Below are 14,025 nucleotides of genomic sequence, written 5' to 3' on the forward strand. Positions count from 1 at the left end.
GGCGCAGGCCGCCGACCCCCGCTTCCGCTCACCGGTTGACGGACTGCACCTCCTCGACCGCGACCTGCTGGTCCGCGCCGAACTGCCCGTCGGGCAGCGTTCCGCGTTCGCCTGTGGTGCTGGTCCAGCGGATCTCCCAGGTGACGGTCGCCCGGAGGTTGTACGAGGTGTCACCGGAGGACCTCAGATACTTCACCCCGCACGCGGGCTGCGTGTCTGCCGGAGTGCCCTTGGCACGGGGGGTGCCGATCTTGCCGCCCACGATGGGGCACTCCCCGGAGGCGGGGTAGGTCTCGGCGTCGTCCGTTCCCGGATCGATCGACAGCGAGACGGGCTCGGCTGTCGTAGTCGCGGAAAGCCCTGAGTTCGGGATGCTTGCCGTGACGGAAACCTTCTTGAACTTCGCCCTGTCCAGCCAGGCCCACGTTGGGAGGTTGACCTTCGTCACCCCCTCGGGCGCCATGGCGATCTCGGTGCCAGGTACGGGCAGTTCGTCGTAGGCGTACTCAGCGAGGATCTCGGGTGTCACGGCCAGGGGCTCTTTCGGCGTCTCGCCCTTGTCGACCCAGAAGGGCTGCCTGTCGCATGCGCTGGCCTCGGGATCGCCCTTGCGGTTCGGGTTGGGAGCAGCGGCCCAGAACATCCCCTTTCCTTGCTTGTCGAGGTTGTAGTTCTTGTACGGATGCCCCTCCTTGTAGCGGCTGTCGAGGAAGTCGCCCACGAACTCCCCGACACCGTCGAAGAGCGGCACACTGCCTCCGAAGCCCCGCCACGCCTTGACCGTTCGCTCGATCTCCTTGGGCGAGAAAGCGGGCTCGTACCAACAGGCGGGTGGATCCCAATTGCTGTCCGCTGACGAGAGATTCCCGGTCCTGGACGAGTTGGAGTTGCCGTTGACCGATGTCCGAATCTTGGTCTCGACGGTGATGGTCCGGCCGCTCTTGCCGCCCTTCGCCTGCTTGCCGTCCGTCTGATCCGACCATCCGGCCCAGGCCGGCGATGCTGCCTGTGCGCTGATGACCATGACCGCGAGGGCTGTCACGACCACGCCCTTCGGACTCACGGCCGGCACAGCGCGCTCCCCATCTCGGAGGTGCTGTTGGTGAGCTGCCACACGCCGTCGGCGTTCTTGCGCAGACGATCGTTGTAGAGGATGTACGAGTCCTTGCCGGCCTGCGTGACGTGCTTTTTCCCGGTCTTGCGGTCCTTCGTGAATCCCTTGGACTCGTCCGAGCAATAGGTGAGACCGGCCGAACCGTCCTTGCTGAACTTGACCTTTCGGTCGGTGAAGCGCACCGTTCCCGCCAGCGTCAGGTCGGACTTGATGAAGTTGCCGGACCACTCGATCGTCCCGAGCAGCCCCGACCCCTTGCTGTAGAACCGCACAGCCTCCGACTTCGGGTCCTGCTTCTCGATCGACTCGATGATGGCTCGCCAGTACTCCGCGTTGTCGCGCAACACCGCGTCGGTCTTGGCGTCTCCCGTCGCCTCGGGAGCGAATACCAGGTCGACGTCCTTCGGCACGGAGATCTTGGGCCGATCGATCCCGGCGGGCGAAGCCGTGGCCGACGGGGCCTTCTTCGCCTCGTCTCCGGAACCTGCGCCCGCGATCTTGTCATTGCCTTCGGAACCACCGCCTCCCCCTCCACAGGCAGAGAGGGAGAAGACCGCCGCAGCAGTCATGATGGCCGCTGTGAGCAGGGCGGGTCGGCGGTTCACGGTCAGCTCCTGTGGGGCGAAGGTTCTCTGGAGTGAACCAAGCTATCCATGAGAGAAGGGCTAGGCCACGTCGAGCTCTGCCGCACATCAGGCATACGCGGGCATAGCGGCCGCACACGCCTGCCGTTGGCGGAAATCGATCGCCAACTGCACCGATTTGATCACTGAGTGCCACGCGAGGAGGGGCGCCCAGCCATCCGTTCACACCCCGCGAAAGCAACGCAGGCCCGACTCACCCCAGATGCGTATCCCCCAGCGACACCAGCAACCGGCGCAGCGCCCCGTCGAGCGCCGTACGTTCCTCCGGGGTCAGGGCCGCCAGCATGGCCTCCTCGTTCGCGACGTGGTCGACCACCGCGCGGTCGACCACGTCCATGCCCGCCGGGGTGAGGCGGACGCGGATGGCGCGGCGGTCGGCGGGGTCGGGGCGGCGTTCGATCAGGCCCTTGCGTTCCAGTTTGTCGAGGCGGTTGGTGATGGCGCCGGACGTCACCATCGCGGTCTTCAGGAGGCCGCCCGCGGTCAGTTCGTGCGGGGCGCCGACCCGGCGCAGCGTGGCGAGCACGTCGAACTCCGCGAACTCCAGGCCGTATTCGACGAAGACCCGCTTCATGCCCTTGCTCAGCAGGTGATCGGCGCGCTTGATGCGGCCCACCAGGGCCATCGCGTCCAGATGCGTCTGGTCGAGGTCGGGGCGCTCGCGGCGCCACTGGCCCCGCAGCTCGTCGATGGCGTCCGCGCTCTCCTGGTCGGTCACGAGGTGTCCTCCTCCTTCGGGGAGCCGGGCCGGCGGCGTCTCTTCTCCGCGCACGCAGATCTCTCAACGTTCAGATACTTGACGTTCGCAGGCCCAGGGCCCATATTTATCTCAACGTTGAGAATAACAGCGTTCAGGGGAAAACGAGGGGAAGCGTCATGTCCGTGCAGAGCGATGTCCAGAGCCCGACCGTCCAGAGCCCGACCGTCCGGAGCTCGACCGTCCAGGCCCAGGGAGTCCGGGAGCAGGCCCCGGCCCCCCGCACCTCCGCCAAAGCCGCCGCCGGCATCGCCGCGCTCGCCGCCATCGGCCCCGCCACCTGGGGCACCACCTACGTCACCACCACCGAACTCCTGCCGCCCGACCGTCCGTTGCTCGCCGCCGCCCTGCGCGCCCTGCCCGCCGGTCTCATCCTCCTCGCCCTCACCCGGCGACTGCCGCGCGGCGACTGGTGGTGGAAGGCCGCCGTGCTCGGCGTACTCAACTTCGGCGCCTTCTTCCCGCTCGTCTTCTTCGGCGCCTACCACCTGCCCGGCGGCGTCGCCTCGACGATCAGCGCGGTCATGCCCCTGCTCGTGGCGGGCTTCGGAGTCGGCATCCTGAAGGTGCGCCCCACCCGCCGTACGCTGACCGCCGGGTTCGTCGGAGTCGGGGGCGTCGCCCTCCTCGTCCTGCGCGGCAGCGCGGTGGTCGACCTCGCGGGAATCGCGGCGATGCTGACGGCCACCACGCTGATGGCCTTCGCCGTGGTGCTCAGCAAGCGGTGGGGTCGACCCGAGGGCGTCTCGCTCCTGGCCCTGACCGGTTGGCAGCTGACCGCGGGCGGCCTGATCCTGGCCCCCGTCGCCCTCACCGCCGAGGGCCTGCCCGACCACTTCACCGGCTCCAACATCGCCGGATACGCCTACCTCGGCATCATCGGCACGGCCCTCGCGTACGCCCTGTGGTTCCGCGGCATCGAACGCCTCCCCGCGTCCTCGCTCTCCTTCCTCGGCCTGACCAACCCGGTGGTCGCCACACTCGCGGGCCTGCTGCTCCTGGGCCAGACCCTGACCGTGTGGCAGCTCGTCGGCCTGGCCCTGGTGCTGGCGAGCGTGCTCCTCGGCCAGGCCAGGAACTCCGGACCCCGGCAGCCCAAGTCGAGCTGACGCCCTCCCACAGCACGCAAGACCCCGAGAACCGATAACCGATAACCGACAACCGACAACCGACAACCGACAACCCAAGGAGCACTCCCATGCGCATCACCGTCTTCGGAGCGGCAGGAAACACCGGCAGCCGCATCGTCACCGAAGCCCTCTCCCGGGGCCACGAGGTCACCGCCGTCGTCCGCGACTCCGCCCGCTTCACGGAGCTGCACCCCGACGCCGTACACCGCACGGGCGACGCGGCGAACCCCGACAACGTACGGGAGTTGAGCGCGCGACAGGACCTGGTGGTCAATGCCACGAGACCGGCCCCGGGCCGCGAGGGCGACCACGCCACCGTCTCCACGTCACTGCTCGCGGGCCTGGCCGGCACCGGCGTCCGCCTGCTCGTGGTCGGCGGCGCGGGCAGCCTCACGGTCCCGGGTACGGAGGGGGTCCTCGCGATCGACGACCCGCGCTACGTCCCCGCGGCCTGGCGCCACATAGCCGAGGCGTCCAACGCCCAGTACGACGCGGTCCGCACGGCGGAGACGGACGTGGACTGGACGTACCTGAGCCCTGCGGCCCTCTTCGAACCCGGCATACGCACGGGCAAGTTCCGCCTCGCCAAGGACGAGCTGCTGGTGGACGCGGAAGGCAACTCGGCCATCTCCATGGAGGACTTCGCGATGGCTCTCCTGGACGAGGCGGAACACCCCGCCCACCACCGCGCACGATTCACGGTCGGCTACTGACCCCTCTGCGATCCAGCTCGAACCACAACAACTTGCCGCCTCGGCCCGTGAGTTCGTGCCCGAGCAGCCACCCGCCCCACGAGTCGGCACACTCGCACACGAGATGCAGACCCCGCCCGCCACCGGAACCCTCCGGGGCGGGCGGTGCCGTTGCGCCCCCGAAGGCCCCGGGCGGCTTGTCGAAGGGGGCGGGAATGTGGGAACTGGTGTCGCACACCCCCACCCGGAGCCGGCCCGCCCGCACGGATCGCAGTCGCAGCGAGGCGGGCCCTTCGGTGTGCCGGTAGGCATTGGTGACCAGCTCGGACGTCAACAGCTCGGCGATGTGGCCGAGTTCGGCCATGCCGTGACCGGCGAGGGCGGCCCGCAGGGTCATACGGGCCACGCGTGGGGCGCGGGGGTCATGGGGCAGGTGGAGCGCGTAGGACCAGCCTTCGGGTGGGGTTACGGTGACCATGGATGGCTCCTGGGAGGAAGGGGGTGCCCGCCTGGCGTCCAGCGGTGGCGATGCCGCCGTTATGCGGTGCTCTTCCGGCTTATGGACGAGGCCAGTTGGGCGGTATGCGACTCACCGTAGAGGAGTCAGTGTGATACTTGATACCGAACAGGCAACACACTTCACATTTCCCTCGTGTGGGTGACGCGAGGGCCACGCCCTGCAAGAGAGAAGGCACACGTGCCGCCCAGCACCAACCCGACCCTCCGCCAGCGGCGACTGGGCACCGAACTGCGCAAGCTACGAGAGCAGGCAGGACTGACCGCGACAGCCGCCGCCGAGCAGCTGGGCCTCAGGCAGGGCCAGATCAGCAGCATCGAGGCCGGCCGCTACCCTGTGGGCGCCGACCGTATCCGCAGCTTCGCCCGCACCTACAACTGCGCCGACGACTCGCTGCTCGACGCCTTGGCCGCCATGACAGGCGGCCGCAAGCGGGGCTGGTGGGACGAGTACCGAGATCACCTCCCCGTAAGCCTGATCGATCTGGCCGAACTGGAGCACTACACGCGGGAGTTCCGGGTTGCCCTGGTCATCCACATCCCCGCACTCCTGCAGACGACGGACCACGCCCGCGCCCTCTTCCGCGCAGTGGTCCCGCCCATGCGTCAGTACGAGATCGAGCACCGCCTCACACACCGCATCAAGCGCCAGGAAGTGCTTCACAGGGACTCCCCCGCCCCGTATGCGGCGACCATCCACGAGTCCGCCCTGCGCATGGGCTTCGGCGGTTCCGCCACCAGCCGCGCCCAGCTGCTCCACCTCGTCGCCATGAGCGAGCTGCCCAACGTCACCATCAGGGTCATTCCCTTCGGAGACGCCGCTTTCCCCGGCACCGGACAGTCCGTCGACTACCTCGCCGGGGCCGTACCGCAACTCGACACAGTGCAGCTGGACACACACCACGGATGCGAATTCCTGGATGCCGAGGCACAGTTGGCGAAGTACCGCACCGTACTGGATCGACTGGAGCACGGCGCGCTCACCCCTCGCGCGTCACGCGACCTCATCCACAACCTCGCCCAGCAGCTCTGAGAGAAGACGTCCCCCATGCGACCCGACTGGCAGAAGTCGACCTTCAGTGGCGACTCCTCGAACTGCGTCTACATATCCGCACCCGCCCCCGCCACGATCCACCTCCGCGAAAGCGACACCCCCGAGACGATCCTCATCACCTCCCCCACACCACTGCACGCCCTGATACGAACGCTGAAGGCAGCCCGTCGGCACGGGACCTAGGCCGACGGCGGCTGCTGGTACTGGTGCGGCGCCTGAGGCGCGTACGGCCCCTGCGCATACGGAGAGGGGCTCAAGTACGGGTTCGGGTACACAGGCGCGGGCACCCCCGGAGGCGGGCCCACCGGCATACCCCCCCCCGGCGTACCCCACGACGTACCCGGCGGCAGATACCGAAGGCGCCCTGCACATGGGATACGGCGGAGCCGCCACCGTACGAGGCCAGCTCCACCACATCCTGGAGATGAGCGAGCTCGAACACGTCACCGTGCGCGTACTCCCGTTCGGCAGGGGGTCCTTCCCCGGCACGGGGCAGCCCATCGACTACCTCAGTGGGCCCGTGCCACAGCTCGATACAGTCCAGCTGGACGCACACCACGGCTGTGAATTCCTCGACGCCGAAGCACAGTTGGAGAAGTACCGCTTCGTGATTGCCCGCATGGAGGAGAACGCGCTGGGGCCCGCCGAGTCCCGCGACCTCATCCACCGCATCGCCCAGGACACCTGAGAGGCACCAGTCATGCCGGAGTTGCCCACCCCCCACTGGCAGAAGTCCACGTTCAGTCCCGACTCCTCGAACTGCGTCTACATATCCGCACCCGCCCCCGACACGATCCACCTCCGCGAAAGCGACACCCCCGAGACGATCCTCATCACCGCCCCCACACCACTGCACGCCCTGATACGAACGCTGAAGGCAGCCCGTCGGCACGGGTCCTAGGCCGACGGCGGCTGCTGGTACTGGTGCGGCGCCTGAGGCGCATACGGTCCCTGCGCATACGGAGAGGGGCTCAAGTACGGGTTCGGGTACACAGGCGCGGGTGCTCCCGGAGGCGGGCCCACCGGCATACCCACCGGCATACCCCACGGCGTACCCGGCGGCAGATACCGAAGGCGCCCCGTCTCATCGGTCACCGGCACGAAGCCCATCCCCTGGAGCCGCGCCGCGAACTTCGCGTTGCGTCGCCGGTTGACGACGAAGCCGATGCCTACGAGGCCCATCAGGGCGACCCAGATGATCCCCGCGACGACGAAGTCACCGCGCTCGCCCCCGAAGCGGAAGGCCAGCACCACACTGGCGAGGGTGACGCCACCGATGCCGTACAGCATGCGCTGCTCGGCATTCTTGCCGGTGAGGTCGAACTTGGCGCGGGCCTTGATCAGCTCCACGGCCTCGGGCCGCGACGGCGGGAGCGCACCGGCTTCGGCGGCGTGCGGATACATGGCCCAGGACTGCGCCGCACGCTGCTGCGCCTGAGGGCTCGGGTCGGGGGCGATGAACAGCTGGAGCTGGGCGTTGCGGCCACCGCTGTAACGAGCGTCCATGTACTGGTAGCCGAACTGCTCGGCGACGTACGCGAGTCGGGCGAGCTTCTTCAGCGAGGACATGGGGGTGGTGAGCACCACGGGCTCCCCGCTCGCCATGAGCCGGAACATCTTCCGCACCTGCCCGCTGCTGACCCGCTCGCGCCCGTTCCCCATGCCGTTCCCTCTCCTCGTCCGCGTCGTCCTGCTACCGGTTGACCGACTGAACCTCTCGCACGACGACGTCCTGCGCCGCGCCGAACTCACCCGCCGGCAGCTTGCCGCCCTCACCCGAGGTGCTCGTCCAGCGGACCTCCCACGTGAGGGTGGCCCTGAGCTCGTACGATCCGTCGCCCGACGACCGCAGATACCGCACTCCGCACGGCGGATCCGTGTCCGCCGGTGTTCCCTTGGCGCGAGGACTGCCGATCCGGCCGTCCTTGATGGGGCACTCACCGGAGGCGGGGAACGTCTCGGCGTCGCCCGTTCCCGGCTCGATCTTCAGCGAGACCGGCTTGGCCGTCGTCGTGGCGGACAGATCCGTTCCCGGGAGGCTCGCGGTCACCGAGACCTTCTTGAACCTCGCCTTGTCCAGCCACACCCACGTCGGCAGGTTGACCTTCGTCTCGCCCTTCGGCGCCATTTCGATCTCGGTGTCGGGAACCGGGAGTTGGCCGTATGCGTACTCGGCGAGAACCCTGGGGGAGACGGCGAGCGGCTCCTTCGGCGTCTCGCCCTTCGCCACCCAGAACGGGAGCTTGGTGCAGGCCTTGGCCCCGGGTTCGTCCTTGCGCTTGTCGTCGACGACCGCCGCCCAGAACTGCCCGTCGCCCTGCTTGTCCAGGTTGTAGTTCTTGTACGGGTGGCCTTCCTTGAAGTACGAGTCGAAGACCCCGCCCACGAAGTCGCCGATCCCGAAGACCTTCATCGTCCGGATCGCCTTGACCGTCGCCTCGATCTGCTTCGGCGTGTAGGCGGGCTCGTACCAGCAGGCGGGCGGGTCCCAGTTGCTGTTGGCGGGTGTGAGCGTGCCGGTCTTCGCGGACTTCGGGCTGCCTTCGACCGTGGTCCGGATCTTGGTCTCGACGCCGAGGTACCTGCCCTGGCGGGTGCCTTTCGACTGCTGCCCGTTCCCGATGTCGCCGCCGCCGCCATTGTCGCCGCCGCCGGCGTGGGCCGTAGCGGGGATCAGTGCCACAGCTACCGCCAGGGCAGGAGCGAACCAACGGACCGACGGCTTCCGGGCGCTCACGGCGTGCACTTCTTGGATGCCGTCGTGGACGTGACGGAGTCCGTCTGCCACACGCCCTTGTCGTTCTTCGTCACGCGCGTGTTGACGAAGGCGTAGTCACTCGCGGAGCCCTCGATCGACCTGTCCACCGTGCCGGTCTTCAGATCCTTGGGGTACGTCTTGGTGCCGTCCTTGCAGTACGACACCGCCGCGACACCGTCCTTGAGGAAAGTGACCTTGCGGTCGTAGTACCGAATGGTCCCGACGAAGCTCTTCTTCTTCTCCTGGAACCCTTGGATGTACTCCGCCGACGCCACCAGGCCGTCGCCCGCCGCGTAGAACTTCAGCGCCGGGTGATCCTTGGCTTCGACGGTCACCGCTTCGATCAGGGAGTTGAGCCACCGCTCGTTGTCGGCCAGCACGGCGTCCTTCTTCGAGTCACCGGTCCTGCCGCCCTCGAAGACGTTCTTCACCCCCTTCGGCAACTCGATCTCCGGCCGGTCGACCCCGTCGTCGGACGCCTTGGCGGACGGCGATTCGCTCGCCCTGCCACCCGAGTCCGCGCCGGCGATCTTGTCCTTGTCCTGGGAATCGCCGTCACTCCCTCCGCAGGCCGAAAGCGAGACGACTGCCGCAACAGTCATGGCGGCCGCTGCGAGCAAAGTGGGGCGGCGGTTCACGGTCGGTCAGCTCCTGTGAAGGGTGGGAGGTTCTCTGGAGTGAACCAAGCTATCCATGGGGACTGTGGCCATGCCAGCGGCGAGTGTGCCTAGCAGCGGGGCATACCGACCCAAACCCCTGCCCTTCGACCAGCTTTCGGCTGGCTTCGGTCGACCATCGGTCAGCCGTCAGTCACTCATCGAGCCCGGTTCCCTTTCGCTTCGCGGTACGAGGCGCAAACGGGCCGCGGGCGGTGCCGGGAGTGGAACCTCCACTTCCGCCCGTCCGCCCGTCCGCCCGTACGTCCGTACGTCCGTCCATCCGGCCACAGCCTCGGCCTCCGCTTCGCCGCCAGGTCCTCGACCCACCCCACGGCCACCACCGTCAGGCCGATCAACGGCCAGACCAGGACGGTCATCCACAGCATGTACGTCGAGTCGAGCGCCGAACTCCAGCGTTCGTCCTCCATGAGCGACAGGTCGTACGCCATGTCGATGATCGGCACCGTCGCCATGATGAGGAAGTTGTGCCAGAGGTAGATCGTGATCGCCCGCCGGTTGGAGAGCGTGACCAGCTTGTCCCACTTCGCCAGCCTTCCCGGCAACTCCTGCCAGGACGGCGCGTACTGGAGCAGGATGACCACGAAACCCAGCGACCACGTCGCCTGCGCCAGCGGGATGTCGTTCAGGTCCCAGCCGTCCGGGCCCGGATGCGCCGAGGCCCACCAGAGGCCGAAGGCCATGACGAGGGCGGCGGCCGACACGGCCAGGTAGCGCGGGACCCGCGCCAGTACGCCCTCCTGGTGGGCGATGCCCAGGACCCAGCAGCTGCCGTAGACCGCGAAGTCCGAGACCGTGTTGCCCGTCTCGCCGGGAATCGTCACGACGCCCGTGCCGACCACCGCCGTCAGCGCCAGCGGGGCGAGCAGCGTCGCCCAGGGAAACCTGCGGAACGCCCGCAGCAGCAACGGGGACGCGAGGACGAACCACAGGTACGCGCGGATGTACCAGAGCGGTCCCACCGCCTGCACCGCCCAGGTGTCCTCCAGGAGTCCCGCCTGATCGCCCAGGTGCCACGGGAAGGGCGCGGCGCCCACCGGCACCACGTAGCCGACCATCGAGAGCAGGCCCCACGTGCCCCCGTGGTCGGGGTCCCCGGAGATGTTCCAGCCGCCCGCGAAGAGCAGCGTGAGCGCCACCGCGCTGAACACCCACATGGGCGGGAGGAGTCGGCGCACGCGGCCCTTGATCACGCTCCACGCGGGCCGCTTCAGCGAGCGCGCCATCAGTGAGCCCGCCAGCGCGAACATCACCCCCATGGACGGGAAGACGATCGTCAGCCATGCCCAGCCGAAGAGGTGGTAGACGACGACGCGGACGAGCGCGAGGGAGCGCAGGAGGTCCAGGTAACGGTCGCGCCCCGGCCCCTCACGCCCCCGCTCCCCGCGCCCCCGCCCCTCGCACCCCGGCTCCTCGCGAGCCGCCGAACGCGTCGTGTCGATGCTGGGCGGACGCAAGCCCTCCGGTACGCGGCCGTGGCTCATGCGACGGGCCTCCGCTCATGGCTGCCCGTGCGCTGCCCGGGGATGGATACGGGCGCCGCCTCCACCACTCCCGTGCGCCGGAGCTTCTGCCAGCGGAGCCGGCCCCCGGTGAGAGCGGTGATCCAGGACTGGAGCAGCACGACGTACATCAACTGCCGGTAGAGGACCTGTTGGAGGGGCAGCGAGATCAGGTGGGTCATGCGTTCGCGGTCGAGGCGGAAGGCGTACGCCGCGCAGACCGCCTGCACCGTGAGCACGCCCAGCCATGCGAGGACGGTCTTTTGGGTGGGGCCGAAGACCAGGCCGTAGAGGAGGAAGACGTCGATGAGGGGTGCCAGGAGCGGGGCCAGGACCATGAACAGCGACACCAGCGGGAGTCCGACCCGGCCGAAGCGGCCGGAAGGGCCCGACTCGACGAGTGCCCCGCGGTGCTTCCAGATCGCCTGCATCGTGCCGTACGACCAGCGGTAGCGCTGGGACCAGAGCTGCTGGACCGACTCCGGGGCCTCGGTCCAGGCGCGCGCCTTCTCGGCGTAGACGACGCGCCAGCCGTCACGGTGCAGCGCCATCGTGATGTCGGTGTCCTCTGCGAGGGTGTCGTCGCTCATGCCGCCGACCCGCTCCAGGGCGGACCGCCGGAACGCGCCGACCGCGCCCGGGATCGTCGGCATGCAGCGCAGCATGTCGTACATCCGGCGGTCGAGGTTGAACCCCATCACGTACTCGATGTGCTGCCAGGCGCCGATGAGCGAGTCGCGGTTGCCGACCTTCGCGTTGCCCGCGACTGCGCCCACGCGCGGGTCGCCGAAGGGCCGCACGAGTTCGCTGACGGTGGACCGCTCGAAGACGGTGTCGCCGTCCATCATCACGATGAGGTCGAAGCGGGCGTTGGCCAGGCCTCGGTTGAGGGCGACCGGCTTGCCCGCGTTCCGCTGGCGTACGACGCGTACGTCCGGCAGGCACAGCCCTTCCACGAGGCGTGCCGTACCGTCCGAGGAGCCGTCGTCGATGACGATGACCTCGATGGGGTGGTCGCCCGCCATCAGGGAGCGGACCGTCGCCTCGATGCACTTGGCCTCGTTGTAGGCGGGGACCAGGACCGAGACCGGTTCGGTGACCGGCGGGAACCGGCCGTCGTCGCGCCGTCGCACCCGGCGCGCGTGCACCGCGGAGAGCAGCAGCATCAGTCCGAAGCGGGCGAGGACCAGGACGCCGATGACGGCGAGTGCCACGGCGAGCCCGTCGGTGAGGTGCTCGGAAACCCCGACGAGGAAGACCCAGGCCTCTCCCTTCCACAGCTCCACGCCGCTGACCTCGGTGTGCGCGCTCGGCGCGGCCAGGGCCTCGGTGAGGTTGACCAGCCGGTACCCCTTGCGGTCCAGTCCGGGCAGGAGGCGGTCCAGCGCGGCGACGGTCTGGGAGCGGTCGCCGCCGGAGTCGTGCAGGAGGACGACGGCGCCCGCGCCGCCCTTGGGCGTGGCCCGGCGGATGATCTCGTCGACGCCGGGGCGCTGCCAGTCCTCGCTGTCGGTGTTGTTGACCACGGTGAGGTAGCCGCGGCGGCCTATGTACCGCGTGACCGGGTACGACTTGTCGTCCATGGCGTTCGCGAAGGACGAGTACGGCGGGCGGAAGAGCGAGGTCCGGATGCCCGCGGCGCCCGCCAGCGCGAGCTGGCTCTGCGAGAGCTCCCGGTCGATGCGGCTCGTGGACTGGTAGGAGAGGTCGGGGTGGTTGAAGGTGTGCAGGCCCACCTCGTGCCCCTCGTCCACCATGCGCCGCACGAGGCCGGGGTAGCGCGAGGCCATGGTGCCGGTGACGAAGAAGACGCCGTGGGCGTGGTGCTCCTTCAGGACGTCGAGGACCTTGGGCGTCCACTCCGGATCGGGGCCGTCGTCGAAGGTGAGCACGAGCCGGTGGTCGGGCACCTTGAGCGTGGTCTCGCGGCCGCCCCGCGTGTCGATGACGGGGCCGCCCTCAAGGATCTTCCGCGGCACGTGATCGGTGGGTGCGGGGGGCCTGACGCGGTGGTCGGCGAGGATCTCGCTGTGCACGTACCCGCGCAGCATCAGCATCGCGAGCAGCGCGACGAGGAGCAGCGGGGGCAGCAGATGGCGCAGGGGCAGGCGGTGGCGGCGCCGTCCGCTGCGCCGTCCGCTGCCAGGGGCGTGCCGGTTCTGTGCCGGGCCGGGACGGGCGTCAGTGGCCGGGCCCGGGGAGGCTTGGCCGTGGGCGCCGGGCCCGCGGGCGCGTGGCCCGTGGGTGCGTGGCCCGTGGGTGTGGCCGTCGGCCCGGAGGCGGCCGGACCGGCCCCGGGTGGTGCGGAAGTTCATCGCTGTGCGCCCTCCGAGGACGGCTTGGTGTCCGAGACGGACCGCGCCGCGGGAGAGGTATAGACGACGGGGGCCTCGCCGCCTGCGCCCGCGCCTCCGCCGTCTCCCCCGCTTCCGCCGCCGCTGACACCGCCGTTGACGCTGGGCTCGGGGGACGCCGGGGGCGGCTCGACGGGCGGGACGGTCGGATCGGTGGGGCCGGGTCCGGAGCCGGGGCCCGCGGTGCCGCCGGGCGGGACCGGGCCGGGGGTCCCGACGGCCGGACCGGGGCCCGGGCCTGGCCTGTCGACGCCGTCGGCGGGACGGGGGCCGAAGCCGGTGTCGGGGCCGGTGTCGGAGCCGGTGCCAGTGCTGGTGCCGGAGCTGGAACCGGGGCCGGGGGCAAAGGGCGTGCTCCGGCTGTCGTCGCCCCCGGCCCGGAAGGGGCCGAGCTCGCCGCTGTCACCGGACTCCGGCATTCCGTCGGGGCCGCCCCTGGCCTCGTCCGACGGCGACACCCTCGACGGGAAGTACGGATCGGCGGGTACCGCCGGGCGGTCGGGGAGCCGCATCCTGCTCGCGGGCTTGTCGTCCTCGGGGCCCGGCATGGGCAGCCAGGGCGCGCTGGAGTTGCCCGAGAGCAGCGTGCCGACGATGACCACCGCGTAGACCGCGCAGACGATGCCGACGATCACGCCGAGCCTGCGGAATCTCCGGTTGCGGCGGCCCGTCTCGTCGACGAACACCGGCCCGTCGGCCGTGGCCTCCCGGCCCGGGTCGGGAGGCAGGTCCGCCAGTTGGCGCCCGACGCCGTCGATCTGAACGGTGACCTCGTTCGGATCATGAGTGTGTCCTGACAGGGCATCTTCTCGCCACGTTTCCATGCG

The 14,025-nt window shown here is 69.5% G+C and carries 16 protein-coding genes; 6 read left to right on the plus strand and 10 right to left on the minus strand.

Features of this window, described 5'->3' with window-relative positions; all coding sequences use genetic code 11:
- Positions 1-28: 28 nt before the first annotated feature.
- The 3 genes from AC07DI_RS13345 to AC07DI_RS13355 all read right to left on the minus strand — a co-directional run bounded on the left by AC07DI_RS13345 (position 29) and on the right by AC07DI_RS13355 (position 2,476).
- Positions 29-1,072, minus strand: coding sequence for a hypothetical protein (locus AC07DI_RS13345; RefSeq protein ID WP_478904329.1), 1,044 nt, complete (start codon positions 1,070-1,072; stop codon positions 29-31).
- On the minus strand, positions 1,060-1,719 hold the full coding sequence (locus AC07DI_RS13350) for a hypothetical protein (RefSeq protein ID WP_478904330.1): 660 nt from the start codon (positions 1,717-1,719) through the stop codon (positions 1,060-1,062). Before AC07DI_RS13350 ends, AC07DI_RS13345 begins: the two co-directional genes overlap by 13 nt.
- Positions 1,720-1,951: 232 nt before the next feature.
- Entirely contained in the window at positions 1,952-2,476 is a 525-nt protein-coding gene (locus AC07DI_RS13355; RefSeq protein ID WP_478904332.1) for a MarR family winged helix-turn-helix transcriptional regulator, read from the minus strand.
- A 158-nt stretch (positions 2,477-2,634) separates the two neighbouring features.
- Here AC07DI_RS13355 and AC07DI_RS13360 point away from each other — a divergent pair, with 158 nt between their 5' ends.
- Positions 2,635-3,624: an EamA family transporter gene (locus AC07DI_RS13360; RefSeq protein ID WP_478904333.1), complete on the plus strand. Its 990-nt coding sequence runs from the start codon at positions 2,635-2,637 to the stop codon at positions 3,622-3,624.
- An 89-nt stretch (positions 3,625-3,713) separates the two neighbouring features.
- Positions 3,714-4,358: an NAD(P)-dependent oxidoreductase gene (locus tag AC07DI_RS13365; RefSeq protein ID WP_478904335.1), complete on the plus strand. Its 645-nt coding sequence runs from the start codon at positions 3,714-3,716 to the stop codon at positions 4,356-4,358.
- On the opposite strand, the gene AC07DI_RS13370 is transcribed toward AC07DI_RS13365, so the two are convergent.
- On the minus strand, positions 4,342-4,815 hold the full coding sequence (locus tag AC07DI_RS13370) for an ATP-binding protein (protein ID WP_478904337.1): 474 nt from the start codon (positions 4,813-4,815) through the stop codon (positions 4,342-4,344). The two genes, AC07DI_RS13365 and AC07DI_RS13370, sit on opposite strands and share 17 nt — an antisense overlap.
- A gap of 219 nt (positions 4,816-5,034) precedes the next feature.
- Between AC07DI_RS13370 and AC07DI_RS13375 the strand changes: the two genes are divergently transcribed.
- The 4 genes from AC07DI_RS13375 to AC07DI_RS13390 all read left to right on the plus strand — a co-directional run bounded on the left by AC07DI_RS13375 (position 5,035) and on the right by AC07DI_RS13390 (position 6,808).
- Positions 5,035-5,886, plus strand: a complete 852-nt coding sequence (locus tag AC07DI_RS13375) for a helix-turn-helix domain-containing protein (RefSeq protein WP_478904339.1) — start codon at positions 5,035-5,037, stop codon at positions 5,884-5,886.
- 15 nt (positions 5,887-5,901) lie between these two features.
- Entirely contained in the window at positions 5,902-6,090 is a 189-nt protein-coding gene (locus tag AC07DI_RS13380) for a DUF397 domain-containing protein (protein WP_478904341.1), read from the plus strand.
- A 181-nt stretch (positions 6,091-6,271) separates the two neighbouring features.
- Positions 6,272-6,595 carry a Scr1 family TA system antitoxin-like transcriptional regulator gene (locus AC07DI_RS13385; RefSeq protein ID WP_478904474.1) on the plus strand — a complete coding sequence of 108 codons (324 nt, stop codon included), beginning with the start codon at positions 6,272-6,274 and terminating at the stop codon, positions 6,593-6,595.
- A gap of 12 nt (positions 6,596-6,607) precedes the next feature.
- The gene (locus AC07DI_RS13390; protein ID WP_478904343.1) at positions 6,608-6,808 is read left to right on the plus strand and encodes a DUF397 domain-containing protein; all 201 of its coding nucleotides are present in this window, start codon (positions 6,608-6,610) and stop codon (positions 6,806-6,808) included.
- On the opposite strand, the gene AC07DI_RS13395 is transcribed toward AC07DI_RS13390, so the two are convergent.
- From AC07DI_RS13395 to AC07DI_RS13420, 6 genes are all read right to left on the minus strand, one after another.
- Positions 6,805-7,569, minus strand: coding sequence for a hypothetical protein (locus AC07DI_RS13395; protein WP_478904345.1), 765 nt, complete (start codon positions 7,567-7,569; stop codon positions 6,805-6,807). The genes AC07DI_RS13390 and AC07DI_RS13395 overlap by 4 nt on opposite strands.
- Positions 7,570-7,600: 31 nt before the next feature.
- On the minus strand, positions 7,601-8,644 hold the full coding sequence (locus AC07DI_RS13400; RefSeq protein ID WP_478904347.1) for a hypothetical protein: 1,044 nt from the start codon (positions 8,642-8,644) through the stop codon (positions 7,601-7,603).
- Complete coding sequence (locus AC07DI_RS13405; RefSeq protein WP_478904349.1) at positions 8,641-9,267, minus strand: hypothetical protein; 627 nt, start codon at positions 9,265-9,267, stop codon at positions 8,641-8,643. The genes AC07DI_RS13400 and AC07DI_RS13405 overlap by 4 nt, the downstream gene beginning before the upstream one ends.
- Before the next feature lie 212 nt (positions 9,268-9,479).
- Complete coding sequence (locus AC07DI_RS13410; RefSeq protein ID WP_478904351.1) at positions 9,480-10,826, minus strand: acyltransferase family protein; 1,347 nt, start codon at positions 10,824-10,826, stop codon at positions 9,480-9,482.
- A complete protein-coding gene (locus tag AC07DI_RS13415) occupies positions 10,823-13,159 on the minus strand; it encodes a bifunctional polysaccharide deacetylase/glycosyltransferase family 2 protein (RefSeq protein WP_478904352.1) in 2,337 nt (778 codons plus the stop codon). Before AC07DI_RS13415 ends, AC07DI_RS13410 begins: the two co-directional genes overlap by 4 nt.
- The gene (locus tag AC07DI_RS13420; protein WP_478904353.1) at positions 13,156-14,022 is read right to left on the minus strand and encodes a hypothetical protein; all 867 of its coding nucleotides are present in this window, start codon (positions 14,020-14,022) and stop codon (positions 13,156-13,158) included. The genes AC07DI_RS13415 and AC07DI_RS13420 overlap by 4 nt, the downstream gene beginning before the upstream one ends.
- Positions 14,023-14,025 lie beyond the last annotated feature (3 nt).

Source organism: Streptomyces sp. NPDC044106 (assembly GCF_056433985.1).